General features: G+C 30.5%; 18 protein-coding genes. 14 read left to right on the forward strand and 4 right to left on the reverse strand.

The window, feature by feature from the left end:
- The first annotated feature begins 8 nt into the window (after nt 1–8).
- The 6 genes from TICRE_RS01655 to TICRE_RS01680 all read left to right on the forward strand — a co-directional run bounded on the left by TICRE_RS01655 (nt 9) and on the right by TICRE_RS01680 (nt 5,840).
- Nucleotides 9–1,394 carry a V-type ATP synthase subunit B gene (locus TICRE_RS01655; RefSeq protein ID WP_075724478.1) on the forward strand — a complete coding sequence of 462 codons (1,386 nt, stop codon included), beginning with the start codon at nt 9–11 and terminating at the stop codon, nt 1,392–1,394.
- A complete protein-coding gene (locus TICRE_RS01660) occupies nt 1,395–2,006 on the forward strand; it encodes a V-type ATP synthase subunit D (protein ID WP_075724480.1) in 612 nt (203 codons plus the stop codon). It begins immediately after the preceding gene.
- Nucleotides 2,007–2,170: 164 nt separating this feature from the next.
- Complete coding sequence (locus tag TICRE_RS01665) at nt 2,171–3,316, forward strand: baeRF6 domain-containing protein (protein ID WP_075724482.1); 1,146 nt, start codon at nt 2,171–2,173, stop codon at nt 3,314–3,316.
- A gap of 241 nt (nt 3,317–3,557) precedes the next feature.
- Nucleotides 3,558–4,409, forward strand: a complete 852-nt coding sequence (gene ypfJ, locus TICRE_RS01670; RefSeq protein ID WP_075724484.1) for a KPN_02809 family neutral zinc metallopeptidase — start codon at nt 3,558–3,560, stop codon at nt 4,407–4,409.
- 97 nt (nt 4,410–4,506) lie between these two features.
- Nucleotides 4,507–4,977: a methylated-DNA--[protein]-cysteine S-methyltransferase gene (locus TICRE_RS13705; RefSeq protein WP_075724486.1), complete on the forward strand. Its 471-nt coding sequence runs from the start codon at nt 4,507–4,509 to the stop codon at nt 4,975–4,977.
- A gap of 41 nt (nt 4,978–5,018) precedes the next feature.
- The gene (locus TICRE_RS01680) at nt 5,019–5,840 is read left to right on the forward strand and encodes an undecaprenyl-diphosphate phosphatase (protein ID WP_075724488.1); all 822 of its coding nucleotides are present in this window, start codon (nt 5,019–5,021) and stop codon (nt 5,838–5,840) included.
- Between the two features lie 42 nt (nt 5,841–5,882).
- Here the strand turns inward: TICRE_RS01680 and TICRE_RS01685 are convergent, their stop codons facing one another.
- Nucleotides 5,883–6,485, reverse strand: a complete 603-nt coding sequence (locus TICRE_RS01685; RefSeq protein ID WP_075724490.1) for a GerMN domain-containing protein — start codon at nt 6,483–6,485, stop codon at nt 5,883–5,885.
- Between the two features lie 103 nt (nt 6,486–6,588).
- Nucleotides 6,589–7,188, reverse strand: coding sequence for a 30S ribosomal protein S4 (gene rpsD / locus TICRE_RS01690; RefSeq protein ID WP_075724492.1), 600 nt, complete (start codon nt 7,186–7,188; stop codon nt 6,589–6,591).
- A gap of 192 nt (nt 7,189–7,380) precedes the next feature.
- Here rpsD and TICRE_RS01695 point away from each other — a divergent pair, with 192 nt between their 5' ends.
- From TICRE_RS01695 to TICRE_RS01720, 6 genes are all read left to right on the forward strand, one after another.
- Nucleotides 7,381–7,800, forward strand: coding sequence for a DUF1893 domain-containing protein (locus TICRE_RS01695; protein ID WP_075724494.1), 420 nt, complete (start codon nt 7,381–7,383; stop codon nt 7,798–7,800).
- Nucleotides 7,801–7,811: 11 nt separating this feature from the next.
- Complete coding sequence (locus TICRE_RS01700) at nt 7,812–8,342, forward strand: ECF transporter S component (RefSeq protein WP_075724496.1); 531 nt, start codon at nt 7,812–7,814, stop codon at nt 8,340–8,342.
- Nucleotides 8,343–8,353: 11 nt separating this feature from the next.
- The gene (locus TICRE_RS01705; protein WP_075724498.1) at nt 8,354–9,643 is read left to right on the forward strand and encodes an amidohydrolase; all 1,290 of its coding nucleotides are present in this window, start codon (nt 8,354–8,356) and stop codon (nt 9,641–9,643) included.
- An 84-nt stretch (nt 9,644–9,727) separates the two neighbouring features.
- Nucleotides 9,728–11,164: a spore germination protein gene (locus TICRE_RS01710; protein ID WP_075724500.1), complete on the forward strand. Its 1,437-nt coding sequence runs from the start codon at nt 9,728–9,730 to the stop codon at nt 11,162–11,164.
- Nucleotides 11,157–12,383, forward strand: a complete 1,227-nt coding sequence (locus TICRE_RS01715; RefSeq protein ID WP_075724502.1) for a Ger(x)C family spore germination protein — start codon at nt 11,157–11,159, stop codon at nt 12,381–12,383. The genes TICRE_RS01710 and TICRE_RS01715 overlap by 8 nt, the downstream gene beginning before the upstream one ends.
- Entirely contained in the window at nt 12,376–13,497 is a 1,122-nt protein-coding gene (locus tag TICRE_RS01720; RefSeq protein WP_075724504.1) for a GerAB/ArcD/ProY family transporter, read from the forward strand. Before TICRE_RS01715 ends, TICRE_RS01720 begins: the two co-directional genes overlap by 8 nt.
- On the opposite strand, the gene TICRE_RS01725 is transcribed toward TICRE_RS01720, so the two are convergent.
- Entirely contained in the window at nt 13,475–14,830 is a 1,356-nt protein-coding gene (locus TICRE_RS01725; protein WP_075724506.1) for a sensor histidine kinase, read from the reverse strand. The two genes, TICRE_RS01720 and TICRE_RS01725, sit on opposite strands and share 23 nt — an antisense overlap.
- 112 nt (nt 14,831–14,942) lie before the next feature.
- Here TICRE_RS01725 and TICRE_RS01730 point away from each other — a divergent pair, with 112 nt between their 5' ends.
- The gene (locus TICRE_RS01730) at nt 14,943–15,275 is read left to right on the forward strand and encodes a hypothetical protein (RefSeq protein ID WP_075724508.1); all 333 of its coding nucleotides are present in this window, start codon (nt 14,943–14,945) and stop codon (nt 15,273–15,275) included.
- A gap of 54 nt (nt 15,276–15,329) precedes the next feature.
- Here the strand turns inward: TICRE_RS01730 and TICRE_RS01735 are convergent, their stop codons facing one another.
- The gene (locus TICRE_RS01735) at nt 15,330–16,022 is read right to left on the reverse strand and encodes a response regulator transcription factor (protein WP_075724510.1); all 693 of its coding nucleotides are present in this window, start codon (nt 16,020–16,022) and stop codon (nt 15,330–15,332) included.
- A gap of 152 nt (nt 16,023–16,174) precedes the next feature.
- Between TICRE_RS01735 and tkt the strand changes: the two genes are divergently transcribed.
- Nucleotides 16,175–18,145 (forward strand): transketolase, encoded by a 1,971-nt coding sequence (tkt, locus tag TICRE_RS01740; RefSeq protein WP_075724512.1) that lies wholly within the window; start codon nt 16,175–16,177, stop codon nt 18,143–18,145.
- Nucleotides 18,146–18,151 lie beyond the last annotated feature (6 nt).

Genomic DNA, 18,151 nt, shown 5'->3' on the forward strand with positions numbered 1-18,151 from the left:
GTGATTTTTTGAAAAAGGAATATTTAGTATTAGATAAAGTAGCAGGTTCTATTATAGAACTATCAAAAGTTCATAGGGTAGGGTATGGAGAAATAGTGCATGTAGAAGATAGTGAAGGAGAAAAAAAGCTAGGGCGAGTAATTAAAATAGACAAAGATAAAGTAATAGTTCAAGTATTTGGAGCAACGCTTGGTCATTCAATAGAAAATACTAAGGTAAGTTTTGCAGGTAGGCCTTTTGAGATACCACTTTCAAAAGATATATTGGGAAGAACCTTCAATGGTGTAGGGGAAGCCATAGATAATGGAGGGGATATATACTCAGATAAATTTTATAATGTAAATGGTAGACCTATAAACCCTGTAGCAAGAGAATATCCAAGAGACTATATTCAAACAGGAATCTCCACTATTGATGGACTAATAACGCTTATTAGAGGTCAAAAGCTACCTATATTTTCTGGTTCGGGTCTTCCTCACAATGAGTTAGCCGCTCAAATAGTTAGACAAGCAAAGATACAAACCAAGGAAAATGAAAGTAATAACTTTTCTATAGTATTTGCAGCTATAGGGGTAAAACATGATGAAGCATTTTTCTTTAAAGAAGCCTTTAAAAAAGCAGGAGTAGAGAGTAATGTGGTTATGTATATAAACTATGCAGATGATCCTATAATGGAGAGGATAATAGCACCAAGATGTGCACTTACGGCTGCAGAGTATTTAGCTTTTGAAGAAAACAGACATGTATTAGTAATAATGACAGATATAACCAGTTATGGTGAGGCGCTTAGAGAAGTATCATCTTTAAGAGAAGAAGTTCCTAGTAGAAGAGGGTATCCGGGATATCTTTACTCTGATTTAGCAAGTCTTTATGAAAGGGCAGGTATGCTTAAAGATGGAGAGGGTTCTGTAACGCTAATTCCCATTCTGACCATGCCAAATGATGATATAACTCATCCTATCCCAGATCTTACAGGATATATAACGGAAGGACAGATAGTTTTATCAAGAGATCTTTTTCAAAAAAATATCTATCCTCCAATAAATGTACTTCCTTCACTTTCAAGACTTATGAAAGATGGTATAGGAGAAGGATATACAAGAGAAGATCATCCAGATATATCAAACCAACTTTTTTCTGCTTATTCTAAAGTACAAGATATAAGAGCACTAGCACAAATAGTAGGAGAAGAAGATTTATCTGAAAATGATAAAAAATATATGGAGTTTGGAGAGGCTTTTGAAAAAGAATTTGCAAATCAAGAGTATAATGAAAATAGAGATATAAATGATACACTAGATCTTGCTTGGAAAATAGTATCTCTATTACCTAAAGATGAGTTGGATAGGCTTGATCCTAAGACAATACAAAAGTATATGAAAACAGGTGATTAGATGGCAGTATATAAAATGACTCCCACTAAGGCTAATCTTATAAAAGCTAAAAACTCATTAGAATTTGCTAAAAAGGGATATGAGTTACTAGATAGAAAGAGGACTGTATTAATAAGAGAAATGATGAGCCTAATAGATAAGGTAAAAGAACTTCAGGAAAATATTGATAAAAAGTTTCAAGCTTCTTATGAAAATTTAAAATTTGCCAATATAACTATGGGTTCTGAAGCAGTTGAAAAAATAGCATTATCTCTTGAAAAAGAAGATCAATTTGAAATATTATTTAAATCCGTTATGGGAGTTGAGCTTCCAACTATAAAGAGAGATGATACATCATTTACTACAGAATATGGTTTTTTTAGAACAAATCCTGCATTTGATAAAGCAGTTTTAAGTTTTGTAGATATTAGAAAGCTTATATATGAACTTGCAGAGTTAGAAAACTCAGTATATAAACTTGCAATGGAAATAAAGAAGACTCAAAAAAGAGCTAATGCACTAGATAAAATTCAAATTCCAAAATATATTTCTACAATTAAATATATAGAGGAAGTACTTGAAGAAAAAGAAAGAGAGGACTTCTTTAGACTTAAAAGAGTTAAAGGAAGATAAAGATAAAAAATGATTGAACTTTAGATATATGAGTTCAATCATTTTTTATTTTGCTATATAATCAGTTGATAATAAATTATACAATATAGAATTTATTTAATAATTATAAATTGGGTAAGAGAAGAAAGAAGGGGAAAAAAGAATTAAACGGAGGGATGAAAGTTATGTATGAAATAGTAAAAGATTTTCCAAATAAGATAATATTTGAAAAAGAAGGACCATTTATGAGTCTTTATCAGCCAACTCATAAATCACGTCCTGAAAACATGCAAGATCCTATTAGGTTTAAAAACTTAGTACAACAACTAGAAAACTCATTAAAAAAAGGGTATCCTGAACAAGTAGATAAGCTTATGAAACCATTTTATGATATAGCAGAGGATAAAATCTTTTGGAACAATACAAGTGAAGGGCTAGTGGTTCTTGCTAATAAAAATAAATGTGTAGTCTATAAATTAAATAGGAGCGTAGATGAATTAGCAATTGTAGCAAATAGTTTTCATATAAAACCACTTATTAGAAATTTTCAATCTGCCGATAATTATCATGTACTTGGTATAACTAGAAATGACTTTAATATTTATGAAGGAAATAGATATGGAATTGAAATGATAGATCTAGATAAAGATACTCCAAAGACATTAGAAGAAGTATTAGGTGATGAATATACACAATCTCATATTAATACGGGTAGATATAGTGGTGGAGTCACTGGCTCACCAGTATTTCATGGACATGGTGGAAGAAAAGATGAAGTTGAGATTGACACCGAAAGATATTTTAGGTATATAGATAAGTTTATACTAGAAAACTTTTCCAATGAGATGAAACTTCCCCTTATATTAGTTGCACTTGATGAACACCAAGGAGAATTTAGAAATATAACTAAAAATAAATATTTATTAGATGAAAAAGTAAGTAAAGACCCTGAAGCACTAGCAAGAGAGGAGATAAAAGAACTTACTTGGAATAAAATGGAGACTTTATATATTCAAAAGACAAAAGATTTAGTTGATAGATACGGTCTTCAAAGCTCTAAGTTTTTAGGAACCGATGATTTAGCAGAAATAGCTAGGGCTGCACTTGAAGGTAGAATAGATACACTTATGATAGAGTCAGGACACATAGAACCAGGTATGGTGAATAGACAAACTGGAGAAATTGAAAGAGGAAATTTAGATAATCCGGAATTTGATGATATACTAGATGACTTAGGAGAAATGGCACTTAAATCTCAAAGTGAAGTAGTAGTCCTCCCCAAAGAAAGAATGCCAAGTAATAGAGGCATAGCTGCAATATTTAGATATTAAAATGACAACAGTTATGTTTATATCACTATTGTAAAGTAAATGTTTTATAATAAAAAATTAAGCAGTCAAAGCTCGATATTATGTCGAACTGAGGCTGCTTAATTTTTTTATAGTAAACATTATTATAAAAACAAATATAATTGTTTTACTATCAAAATATCAGGTATAAATTATATAAGTAGAATAATAATAAAACAAATGATTATTTATAGATATATAATAAATGCAGGAGGAAAACATTATGAAATGGCAAGGTAGAAGAAGGAGTTCCAATGTAGAGGATAGAAGAAGTAGTGGGGGAGGTGGACTTGCCTTCGGAGGTGGAGGAATAGGACTTATAATAATAATAGTTCTATCTCTACTTGGTGGAGGAAATATAGGAGATATCTTGGGAAATATAACTGGAGGAGATACAGGAGGACAAGTCCCCTATGAAGAGACTTCTAGAGATAAAGAGCTTGCAGAATTTGTTTCTGTTGTACTTGCTGATACAGAAGATGTTTGGAAAGAAGTATTTAGAAAAAATGGTTTAGAATATAGAGAGCCAACATTAGTACTTTTTAGTGGAAGTGTACAATCTGCCTGTGGAGTAGCAGGGTCAGCTACTGGACCATTTTATTGCCCTCCCGATGAAAAACTATATATAGACTTAAGTTTTTATGATGATTTAAACAGAAAGTACGGAGCACCGGGCGACTTTGCAATGGCCTATGTAGTAGCTCATGAAGTAGGTCACCATGTACAAAATTTACTCGGAATATCAGAAAAGGTTCAGGCTCTTCGTCCAAAGCTTAGTGAAAAAGAGTATAATAAGTACTCAGTAAAACTAGAACTTCAGGCAGATTATTTAGCTGGTGTATGGGCTCATTATCAAGAAGATATGGGACTGTTAGAGGAAGGAGATTTGCAAGAAGCACTAGATGCTGCAAGTGCTGTTGGAGATGATAGGCTACAAAAGCAAGCTACAGGAAGAGTCGCTCCAGATAGCTTTACTCATGGTACTTCTAAGCAGAGGATGGAATGGTTTTATAAAGGATATAATCTTGGAACATTAGAAGGTGGAGATACTTTTAATGATAGAAATTTTAGGTGAGAAATAAAAAGATGGTAGAAAAATTAATTTTTCTACCATCTTTTTTATTTTGTAGTAAAATAGTATATAGATAAATATAATAGGAGGGAAAGATTGGATGAAAAATTTATACTTTTATGATACAATACTTGGAGTAGTTGGAATAATTGACGATGAAAGTTCGATAATAGAAGTATTTTATGGTAAAGAAGAAAGAGAAGGATGCTATGTTTATGAGAGCCCTCTTATAAAGGAGACTTATAGACAACTAAAGCTCTATTTAGAAGGACAACTTAAAAAGATTGATGTTCCAATACATTTTGAAGGAACTGAGTTTCAAGTTAAAGTATGGAAGGCTTTAATGGATATACCATATGGAGAAACTAGGAGTTATAAAGATATAGCTAAGAAGGTAGAAAGCCCTAAAGCATATAGAGCAGTAGGTATGACTAACAATAAAAATCCTATATCCATAATAGTTCCATGCCATAGAGTAATAGGTGCAAATGGTAAATTAATAGGTTATGGAGGTGGGATAGATATAAAGAAAAAATTACTAGATATAGAAAAATCCAATTTGGATCTATAGAATCAGATAAAATACATATTTACATAATAAAGGAGAAAATAATGAATCTTTTAGAAACTATAAAAATAATTATACTTGGAATTGTTGAAGGAATAACTGAATGGTTACCTGTTAGTAGTACGGGGCACATGATACTTGTAGATGAATTTATAAAATTAAATATAACACCAGAATTTAAAGAGATGTTTTTTGTTGTAATACAACTTGGAGCTATAATGGCCGTTGTACTTCTTTTCTTTCATAAGCTAAACCCTTTTTCACCTAAGAAAAACAGTAGAGAAAAGATTGATACATTGGTACTATGGATTAAAGTGTTAATTGCTGTAATTCCAGCAGGTGTTATAGGAGTATTTTTTGATGATTGGATAAATGAAAGATTTTATAATTATATAACTGTAGCTATAACATTAATATTATATGGAGTGTTTTTTATACTTATAGAAAATAAGAATAAAAATAAGTTACCCAAGATAGATAAATTTTCAGAACTTAGCTATAAAACTGCATTTTTAATAGGAGTATTTCAAATCTTATCTCTTATACCAGGAACATCAAGGTCTGGAGCAACTATAGTTGGTGCTATGCTTCTTGGTACTTCAAGATATATTGCAGCGGAGTTTACTTTCTTTTTAGCTATACCTGTAATGTTTGGAGCAAGTCTTCTTAAAATCCTTAAATTTGGATTTGTATTTACAGGATTGGAGATATATATTCTTTTCTTAGGAACTATTGTATCCTTTATAGTTTCAGTAATTACTATTAAATTTTTAATGAGTTATATAAAGAAAAATGATTTTAAAGCTTTTGGATATTATAGAATAGTACTAGGCATTATAGTTTTATTATATTTTAGTTTAAGTTAATTAAAAAAAGTTATGGAATTTAAATTCCATAACTTTTTTTAATTATTCGCTAAATGTAAAAGGTTTATCAATTGAAACATGACCCATAAGGGAGTCCGCTTCCTTTCCATCAACAAGAAATTGAACTTTTTTCACAGTGTCAAGACCCAGTAAGCTCTCTACAATTTGATTTATAGTGAAAGATTCTTGCATAGATCCACCAGTTAGATTTTCACTAGAAAAATCTACATATGCCGTATCATCCATTACTTTTACTTCTAACAGATTTATATTATCAGGTATGGGTGAAGTAAGGTTTTCTTTATCCTCTGGCCCTTTTAAAACTTCTCTTACAACTGCTTCCTCTAGCGTGGTATCTTCATAGTTTACTGTTCTCTTTTCAGATTTTAATTTTTCTAAAGATTCATCACCAGTTTCTACATATTTTTGATTAGCAAAATAAAGATCTACTTCTTTTTCTTTTTTAGCTTCTTCTTCATCTTCCTTATCCTTATCATCTTCAATGTCTGCATCATCATTATCCTTATTTGAGTCATCTACTGGCGGAGTATCAGACTCTCCAGGTTTTTCATTTTGAGTTGATGCACAAGCTGATAGTGAAATAACCATAAGTAATATTAAAAATATCGAAAGAAATTTTTTCATTTTTAAACACTCCTTTAAAATTATTATGCTTATTATAATTTTACCCTTTATATATATGCTATAACAAAATACATAAAAAAACAAGGGGTTAATTAACCCCTTGTTATATAAGCTTAGAGTAAAACTCTACTATTAGCTGATCTTCTATTTCTATTGGAACTTCTTCTCTTTCCGGCGTATTAACAAGAGTGGCAGAAAAATTATCTTCATCCTTTTCAATATATGGATAGCTATTTAAAAAGCTGTTTTGGAAGTTTTCTTTAAACATTTCAATATCTCTTGATTTTTCTCTTAAAGATAAAGTATCTCCAATATTTACTCCATAAGAAGGTATATTTATTTTCTTACCATTTAATAATATATGACCATGAACTACCATTTGCCTTGCCTGTCTAATAGAAGAGGCAAATCCCATTCGATAAGTTAAGTTATCTAGTCTTGTCTCTAAAGATTTAATAAGCGCAGTACCGGTTAGTTCTGGAGACTTCATTGCCTTTTGTACATATTTTATAAACTGGCCTTCCATTACTCCATAATATGCTCTTAGTCTTTGTTTTTCAAGAAGTTGTTTACCATATTCTGTTAGTTTTCTATCTGCTCTGGAAGTTCCTTTAGTAGCCCTTTCCATAGCTTTTGGATGTCCACATACATTTAATCCTAATCTCCTAGATTGTTTGAATCTAGGCCCCATCATTTTTGCCATATTTTCTTCATCTCCTAAATTATTTGCCGCGGATAATTTAAGCCTTAAAAAAATTATAACATAAAGTCTTATATTTGTAAATGATAACTACTATCAATATATTGCATATTATAAAGAGAAATAGTGTAAGTGGATGATTTTTTTAGCAAATCCTGATATAATGAGATTAATATAAAGAAAAGGAGAAATAATATGAAAGATATAGAGATTGCTAAGGAATTACTCCAAAAGGAAGATTATACTTTGGTAGTTGTAAAATCAGGAGAAATCTTATTTACATCAAGAGATAAGGGTATAAAGCCTATGTATAGATTAGTTAAAGATATGAAAGAAATATCTATTGGTGCTTCTATAGCTGATAAAGTAATAGGTAGAGGAGCTGCCTTATTATCTGGATATTTAAGGGTAAAAGAAGTATATGGAGAGGTTATGTCTAAAGAAGCAGTAGAGGTTTTAGAAAAAGATAGTATAGACTATAGTTTTTTAACTCTTTGTGATTATATTAAAAATAGAGATAGGACAGGCCTTTGTCCTATAGAAAGTTTATCTTTAAATAAAACTGATCCTATAATTTTTATAGAAGAAGTAGAAGAGTTTTTTAAATCAAAATAAGGGGTGTTTTTATGAATTATAGAACAAAGACTACAAATATTGTAATATCTGGATTATTAATTGCAATAGGAGTTATAGTTCCTAGTATATTTCATACTACTGGAATTGCTGGAGATATATTTTTACCTATGCATATACCTGTTTTAATTGGTGGATTTTTACTATCACCTATTTATGCATTTTTAGTGGGAATATTAACTCCTTTATCAAACAGTTTATTAACTGGAATGCCGCCTTTATTTCCTATTGCCATTATAATGGTGTTTGAATTAGGGATATATGGGGTTCTAGCTTCCTATCTTTATAGAAAACTTAGAGTACCAGTTATTATATCTTTAATATTTTCCATGATAGTTGGAAGAATAGTAGCAGGAGCCGTTGTATATGTACTAACTATAGCTTTTAGTACTGTTAAGATGGATCCATTGTTATTTGTAAGAGGTGGAATCATAACAGGAATTCCTGGTATAATAATTCAAATAATCCTTATTCCAATCCTTATTCATGGAATCAACAAATATACAACAATTAATTTAGACTAGGATGTGAGAAATTGAATATATTGATAAAAGATATAGATATAATACCAGTAAATAGAAAAGATGAAATATTAAAATCCACAAACTTATATATACAAAAAGGTAGGATTAGCCATATAGGTAATCTAAGAGAAGATATAAAAGTAGATAAAAAAATAGATGGTAAAAATAAACTCCTTATGCCAGGACTTATAAATTCCCATACTCACTTAGGTATGAGTTTACTTAGAAATTTTGCAGATGATATGAATCTTACCGATTGGTTAACTAAAAAAATATGGCCAATGGAAGCAAAGTTAAATGGTGAAGATATCTATTGGGGATCTCTTTTAAGTATGGGTGAGATGATAATGACGGGAACTACTTCTTTTTGTGATATGTATTTTTTTATGGATGAAGTAGGAAGGGCATTAGAAAATTCAGGCATGAGAGGTGTACTAACTAGAGGGATTATAGAGGATCCTAAAAATCCAAAGGAAAAACTAAATGAAACAAAAGAACTCTACAAAAAATGGAATAATAGCTTAAATGAAAAAGTAAAGGTAATGGTAGCACCTCACGCTCCTTATACATGTAGTCCCGAATTTTTAATTAAAACTATAGAACTCTCTGAGGAACTAAATACTGGAATTCACATTCACTTATCTGAAACTAAGAAGGAAGTGGAAGATAGTTTTAAACTATATGGTAAGAGTCCTATAAAACATGTATATGACTTAGGAATGTTTAACTCTCATACTATAGCTGCCCACTGTGTGCATATAAGTGATGAAGATATAGATATATTAATGGAAAATAATGTCTATCCAGTAAATAACCCAGCCAGTAATTTAAAGCTTGCTTCAGGTTTTGCTCCAGTATCTAAAATGCTTAAAAAAGGTATAAAAGTCTCTCTAGGAACAGATGGAGCTTCTAGCAACAATAACTTAGATATGTTTAAAGAATTAAATCTTGCAAGTTTAGTAAATAAAGCAGTAGATCTAGAACCCTTATCAGTACCAGCTATTAAGGCTATAGAGATGGCAACTTTAAATGGAGCTTTTGCACTTGGACTAGAAAAAGAAGTGGGTTCTATTGAAGTAGGTAAAAAAGCAGATATGATCTTAATAGATATGGATAAACCTCACCTTTATCCAAAGCACAATCTCGTTTCAGCTATATCTTATAGTGTTAATGGAACAGATGTAGATACTGTTATAATAGATGGAAACATAGTGATGGAAAATAGAGAGTTAAAGACATTAGATATGGAAAAGATAAAATATATGACAGAAAAGAGAACCAAAGATCTACTTAATAGATAAAGATAAAAATATAACAAGAAAAGTTTCTTTCTTGTTATATTTTTTTATCTTTTTGTCTATAATCTATACAAAGTAGGTGAAGAAATGATTTCAGAAGATATAATTATAAATAAAATAAATATAAAAGAGCTTTTTAACAATACATCTGACTTAGTTCTATATGAATTTAAAACTGTATCAGAGATAAGTATTTTAATAGGATATATTGATGGAATGATAGATACAGATATACTAAATTCAGACTTGATAAAACCTCTAAAAGAAAGTAAAAAGATAGGCCAATCGATTATATCAGAGGTATACATATCCAAATATAAAGAAATAAAAGACCTAAAACAAGCTATAAGACCTATATCTACAGGTGGAGTTATAGTTTTTATAGATGGAATAGACTCCTCTTATACATTTAATATAGGTCAGTGGAGTAAAAGATCTATAGATATTGCACAAAATGAAACTAGCATAAGAGGGCCTCAAGAAGCTTTTATAGAGGATATAGGTGTAAATAAAACCTTAATTAGACGTAAAGTAAAAAGTAATAATTTAGTATTTGAAGATTATACACTTGGAAATGTTACAAATACAGATATTTCTTTAGTTTATATAAAGACAATAGTAAAGATGGAAGTATTAGAAGAGTTAAAGAGTAGACTTCAAAGAATAAAGACGGATAAAATAATAGATAGTGGAAACATAGAACAGTATATCGATGATGATATAAGTAGGATATTTGCAAGTCTTTCTTATACAGAAAGACCGGATATATTGGTGGGTAAAATGTCAGAAGGACATATAGGAGTACTTTGTGATGGCAGTCCAAACGTTTTAACACTTCCTAAATTATTTATAGAGAACTTTCATACTTCGGAAGACCAGTATATAAGACCCCAATATGCAACATTTTTAAGAATAATAAGACTTATTGCCTTTGTTATAAGCTTTACCTTTCCAAGCGTTTATCTCTCTTTAATACTATTTCATCAAGAAATGATACCTACTGATTTACTTATCTCTATTGCAACTCAAAGGGAAGGGGTACCACTTTCATCACCTTTTGAGGTTATAATGATGATACTTTTTTTTGAACTTTTAAAAGAGTCTGCAATAAGACTACCAAAATCTATTGGGCAAGCGGTAACTCTTGTAGGAGGACTTGTCATAGGTCAAGCGGCAATAGATGCACGCATTGTAACTGCAACTCTTGTAATTGCAGTTGCAGTATCTGGTATGGCAGAATTTGTAGTGCCAAAACTTAGAGAGATGATAACTATATATAGGATTCTACTTGTGCTAATTGCAAGTGTTTCCGGTCTATATGGAGTATCGCTAGGACTAGTTATGATTGGAGTACAACTTACTAGTATGAAATCTTTTGGGATTCCATATATGTGGCCTATAGCTCCCTTTGATAGGCAAGGTATGAAGGATAATATACTAAAATTTCCAATGCCAAGCTTAAACAAAAGGCCAAATGTCTTAACCCCTAAAAAATCTAGGAAAAGAGATGAAGACATTGAATAAAAGCAAAAAAAGATTATTAGTTTTTATAATCATCATTTCAAATATATTTTTAACTTCTTGTAAATCGGCTAAAGAAATAGATACTCTTGGAATAGTAGTTGCAGTGGGTTTTGACTTAGATGGGGAAGATGTAATTATTACAAATGAAGTAATAAATCCAATGGGGTCATCTACTTCACAACAATCTAGTGGTCAAGAGTCTACTAAATTCGTAATAGGCCAAGGAAAAACAATAGAGGAGGCAATTCTTAATACAAGTCTTACATTTGATAGAGAACTTTACTATCCGCATGCCCATACAATAATAGTTGGAGAAGATTTGGTAAAGGATGGGTTTGATGGATATATAGACATGCTTAGTAGAGATAAGCAGTTAAGAGAAACAACCTTTTTAATGGTGGCAAAGGGAGCAAAGGCATATGAAATTATGGGTATAAATTCTGGGCTTTCTAATTCTCCAGGAAGATATCTCCATGATATAACACAAGAAAATATGGAAACAGGTAAGCAAAGACCTCTTGATATAAATAGATTTTTAAAATATTTTTATAGAAAAAGTGGAGGAGTTGTGCTTGGAGTAGTTGAAAAAAGAGATAAAAAAACAGCAAATAAAGATGGTAAGGCAGATACTATAGAAGTTTTAAGTGTAGAAGGAGGAGTAGTACTAAAGGAGAAGAAATTAGTAGGATACTTTACCGGAGAAGAAATGATGGGTTTTAATTTTATAGTAGGGGAGTTTCAAAGAGGTCCTATAGTCTTTCAAACTCCAGAAGATGATAAAGATAAAGGAAATTTTAAAAAAAATCATTATTCTACTTTTAAAGTCTTTAAAAATAAAACTACTCTAGATATGGAATTAAAGAAAGATAAACTTCATTTGTTTATAGATTTAAAACTTAGAGGGGCACTTAAAGCAACTCAAGAAGGAGTTGATTTAAACAATCCAAATATAGTAAAAGAAATGGAAAAATCAATAGAAAAAGAAATAAAAAGAAAAATTGCAACCACTTTAGAAAAAGCACAAAATGAGTTTAACGTAGATACATTTAGCATAGCAGAATTAACTCATAGAAAGTATCCAGAACTTTGGAAGGAAATAGAAGATCAGTGGCCTGAAATCTTTAAAGACTTAGATTACACGATAAGAGTCGATGCAAGTATAAACGATGTAGGATTTATAAATACAACAAAAAAAACCAGGGAGAGTATATATGAATAATAATACTATAAGTTCTAGGCAAATGGTAATAATGCTTGTCATGTTTAGAGTTACAATGAGCTTATCTTATTTTTTAAGTATGGATTTTCCCCCAAGTAATCAAGATAATTGGATAACAATTCTATTTTCATCAATTTACATCATATTATTTTCTCTGCCTCTTTTATTTTTGACAAATAAATTTTCTGGATTTGATATGATAGAATATTTTTCTATAATATTAGGTAAGTGGGTAGGGAAAATAGTTATCATCCTCTATGGAATATATTTTTTAACATATACTATTTACCTAGTTGTTCTACAAAATCAACTAGTAGCTGTAAGTGTGTTGCCACGGACTATAAATTTGATAACTATATCCTTTATATTGGTACTAGCTCTTTATATGTTATCTAAAGGTATTATACTCTTATTTTGGTCGGCAGAACTTATAGCCTCCGCTGCATTTGGGGGTATTATTATCTTAATTCTTTTAGGACTTAAAAATGTAGACATTATGGAACTATTTCCAATTTTAAGGGATTCTTCTTTTAAAGATTTAAATAAGGGCTCTTTTTTAACTTCATTAATATTTGTTGATATATTTCTCTTAACAATTGGGGGAAAGTTTTTGGAAGATAAAAAAAAGATAAATAAAATTCTTTTAAAATCAGTAGTTTATTCTCAATTTACTGTTACGATTATACTTATAGTAATCCAAACCTCAGTAGGATTACAACAGGCAAGTCATGCTATATATCCATTTTTATTATACACTCGACTTATAAAGTATAGCTCTATACTTGAAAGAATAGACTTACTCTATGTTATTACTTGGCTAAGTTTACATGGTGGAAAAGTAGGCTTATATCTTCTTTTCTCTTTAAAGTGTTTTAAGGAAGGACTTAATATAAAGAAAAACAAATTAATAACTTTATGTCTAATGATAATTGTATTGATAGTATCAAATCTTCTAGCTAATAGAGTAGTTCTTGGTATAAATATAGTTCTTTTAACTGACATGCTCTATATTCCATTTATCTTTACTACAATACTACCTTGTTTTATATCTATAGTATACTTTTTTAGAAGAAAAACTTTAAAAAAGTATACTATAGAGGAAAGACAATTGTAAATTTGGTAAATTCATTTTCCAGGCTTTCTACATTTATTTCTCCATTATGGGCTTTAACTATAGACTCTACAATAGAGAGTCCAAGTCCTGTTCCCCCTGTTTCTTTGTTTCTAGATGAATCTACTCTAAAAAATCTATCAAATATAAATGGTAGATTTTCTTTTTTTATGCCTATTCCATTATCTTTTATAGTTAAAACTAAATTTGTCTGAGATCGTTTAAGTTCTATAAATACCTCACCATTTTCTCCTAGATATCTAACCCCGTTTGAAAGTAGGTTATTTATTATTTGTTTTATCTTATCTTTATCCATAAATACTTCTATATTATCTTCAATATCATATTTTATATTATAGTTTTTAGAATTATAAATAGGTAAAAATGCTATTATCGTATCTTTTACTACAGTTGAAATATTAAACGTGGATTTATTTAAATTCACTTTATATTCCTCCTGTGTAAATGAATCCTTTAAATTATCAATAAGAATTTTTAATCTACGTGTTTCAGACATAAGTATTTCTAAATGTTCTTTGGTAGGATCCCATACTCCATCTATTATTGCTTCTAGATGAGTTTGAAGAGTTGTTAGGGGAGTTCTAAGTTCGTGAGATATGTCTAGTGCATATCTTTTTCTAATATCTTCTTGGTTTTTAAGGGTCTTGCCAAGAAAATTTATGGAATTAGATAATTCTATTATTTCTTTTATATCTGTATCTATATTTGAACTAGCATTTAAATTTCCCTCTTTTATTTCATTTGCAGTATTCTTAATCATTATAAGTGGTTTTGTAAGACGTTTTGAAAGAATAATACTGATTATAAGTCCAATTAATATAGTGATAAATCCAGAAATAATAAAAGATCTAAATAAAGCATTTTTAAATAGATTAGCACTATCTGTAAGATAAGCATTGTCAACATACCCTATTAAGAGATATGCAATAGGATTGTTATCATTGTATAGTGTATATGATTTTTCTATGAAGTTATCATTATTTTGCATGGAGTTATTATGCATATTTCCATACATTCTGCCCATACCCATCCTTTTGGAACTATATTTTGTTTTTCCATTTAAATCTTTTATAGTTATTACAATATCATTTGAAAGGGATAAATGTTTTAATTCCATAGAATCTAGTTTAAAATCGTTATCTATATATGAAGTGTTTATTTCTTTGTATATTCTTTTAAATTTGTCTTCTCTTTCTTCTGTTAAATAAAACTTAAAGCTTCTATTTATCATAATATTTGATACAGAAGAAATAATAAGAATGGAAACGATTACTAAACTTACAAAGCTTAATATCATCTGTTTAGATAATTTCATATGTTTTACCTCCTAAAATAATATAATTTTATTATATCATAATATAATCTTCATAATTCCTTCACATTTATATACTATAATAAAGTTAATAAAATATAGGAGGGATTTAGATATGAAAAAGATGTTATCAATATTAAGCTTAGTAGGAGTAATAGGAATAGGTTCATTTGCATTTGCTTCTGATGGAGAGATCGAAAATAGATTTGATGGAAAATTTACCAATAACCCAAATTATGAAGAAACCATGCAAAAAAGACGCGAGTATATGATGGAGTCTAAGAGAGAAGATTTAAAAGAAGCTTTAAAAAACGGAGAGATTTCCCAAGAAGAAGCTAAAAAGTGGGAAGATCATTATAACTATATGGATAAATTCCACAGTGAAAACGGGTTTGGCGGTTGCCATGGTAGAGGAAGAGGAGGAATGGGAAGAGGCAATAGGAACTAGTTTTAAATGGCCTTAAAAAAGAGAGTTCCCGATTGCAATCGGGAACTCTCTTTTTTAATCTAGAAATTTATAACCTACTCCATATACTGTTATTATATATTTAGGGAGTTTAGGATCGTCTTCTATTTTTTGACGAATATTTTTTATATAAGTATCTATTGTTCTATCAAAGCCTTCATATCCTAGTCCTAAGGCATTTTGTATTAGCTTTTCTCGCGTAAAGACTATCTCAGGGTTTGAAGCTAAGGCTAAAAGAACTTTGAATTCATTAGTTGTTAAGTCTATAATATTTCCATTTTTTTCCACTAAAAACTTTTTTTTATCAATCTCTAGATTTCCATTAAAAATAATCTTTTCTGCTAAAATGGCATTATCTCTATATGTTCGTCGTAGCAGTGCTTTTACTCTGCTTACTAGTTCACGAGGGCTAAATGGTTTAACTACATAATCATCTGCACCTATATCTAATCCTTCAATCTTACTATTTTCATCAGATTTAGCTGTAAGCATTATAATAGGCACCTCAGAAGTGTTTCTAATTATTGAGCAAAGCTCTTCTCCTGATATTTTAGGTATCATTAAATCTAATAGAATTAGAGAAATATCTTCTTCTTTAAAAATTTCCATAGCTTTTTCTCCGTCAAAAGCTACAAATGTATTATAGCCTTCTTTTTCCATATAAGCTTTTATTACATCGGAGATGTTTTTCTCGTCTTCAACTATAAGTATAGTGTGGTTTTCTTTCATAGTATTCACCTCTATTATAATTATACAACATATTAAAATAAAATAAAGTTGTTTAATCTTATGCTTAACTCTAGTAATATATCTAAAAACAAGGTATAGTATATATGTATGTTAAAGAGAAAATTTATTTAAAGAAAGGATAGATAATTTTTATGAATATGGATAATTTAACCATTAATACGCTTAGAATATTATCAGCTGAAGCTGTAGAAAAGGCAAATTCAGGTCATCCTGGTCTTCCACTAGGTGCTGCTCCCATGGCTTATACACTTTGGGGAAAGGTAATGAATCATGATTCTAAAAACCCAAACTGGATAAATAGAGATAGATTCATCCTTTCCGCAGGGCATGGTTCAGCGCTACTTTATTCATTACTTCATGTATTTGACTATGGAATTACTAAAGAAGATTTAGAAAACTTTAGGCAAATTGACAGTAAAACACCAGGTCATCCTGAATACCGTCATACTGTAGGAGTAGAAACTACTACAGGTCCTCTTGGACAAGGACTTGCAAATTCTGTAGGAATGGCTATGGCTGAAGCTCATTTAGCGGCTACTTTTAATACAGAAAACGAAAAAATCATAGACCACTATACTTATGTAATATGTGGAGATGGAGATATGATGGAGGGAGTAGGCTATGAGGCTACTTCGCTTGCTGGAACTCTAGGACTTGGAAAACTTATAGTTTTATATGATTCAAACTCTATAACTATTGAAGGTGGAACAGATTTAGCTTTTAGAGAAGATGTGATGAAAAGATTTGACGCGCAAGGTTGGGAAACTTTTGAAGTTGAAGATGGGAATGATGTAGAAAAGATATATGAAATGATAACTAAAGCCAAAAAAAATCTAGACAAGCCTTCACTTATTAAAATAACTACAGAAATAGGCTTTGGAAGCCCTAGTAAACAAGGAAAGAGTGCTGCTCACGGAGCTCCTCTAGGGGCAGATGATTTAAAGGGAACCAAAGAGTATTTCAACTGGACTGAAGAAGATTTTGTAGTACCAAAAGATGTTAAAACCCATATGGAAAAAGTAATAGCCAATGGACATAAATCTTTTAAAGATTGGGAAAAGTTATATGAAGGATATAAGAAAAACAATCCAGAACTAGCTAAAAAGTTTGAAAGCTATTTTAATTTAGAACTTCCAATGGATTATCTAGAATCAGATGAATTTTGGAACTTTGATAAAGGTGTATCTACTAGGGTAGCATCTGGAATGATTATAAATAGACTTTCTGAAAAACTTCCAAATCTTATAGGAGGTTCAGCAGACCTTGCTCCTTCAAACAACACTTATATGAAGAATAGAGAAGATTTTTCAAAAGAAAACTATAAGGGTACAAATCTTCGATTTGGAGTTAGAGAACATGCCATGGCAGCAGCTATAAATGGCCTTTATCTTCATGGAGGACTTAGACCATATGGTGGAACGTTCTTTATATTTTCAGATTATATGAAGCCATCTATGAGACTTTCTGCGCTTATGGAGCTTCCAGTAACATATATATTAACTCACGATAGCATAGGCGTAGGAGAGGATGGACCTACTCATCAACCAATAGAGCAATCAGCTATGCTTAGGGCACTTCCAAACTTTAACTTATTTAGACCTTGTGATGCTAGGGAAACTGCAGCAGCATGGTATTCATCACTTACAAGTAAAAAGACACCTACAGGGCTTGCTCTTACTCGTCAAGACCTACCTCTTTTGGAGGGAACAGGTAAAGATGCTATCCGTGGTGGATATATAGTTAAAAAGGAAAAGGCTGAATTACAAATGATACTTTTAGCCTCAGGCAGTGAAGTTCAGCTTGTATATGAAGTGGCAGATTTACTAGAAGCTAAGGGAATAGGAACTAGAGTTGTAAGTATGCCTTGCTTTAGTTTATTTGAAAAACAAAGTAAAGAATACAAAGAAGAAGTACTTCCTAAATCTATAACTAAAAGACTTGCTGTAGAAGCTGGAAGTGAATTAGGTTGGTATAAATATGTAGGACTAGATGGCGATGTTATAGCTATGGAAGGTTTTGGAGCATCAGGACCTGGAGAAGAGCTATTTAAAAAGTTTGGTTTTACTGTAGAAAACGTATTAGAAAAAGCTTTAAAATTATAAAAATAC

Origin of the sequence: Tissierella creatinophila DSM 6911 (genome assembly GCF_001940565.1) — a bacterium.
Taxonomy (GTDB): Bacteria; Bacillota; Clostridia; order Tissierellales; family Tissierellaceae; genus Tissierella_A; species Tissierella_A creatinophila.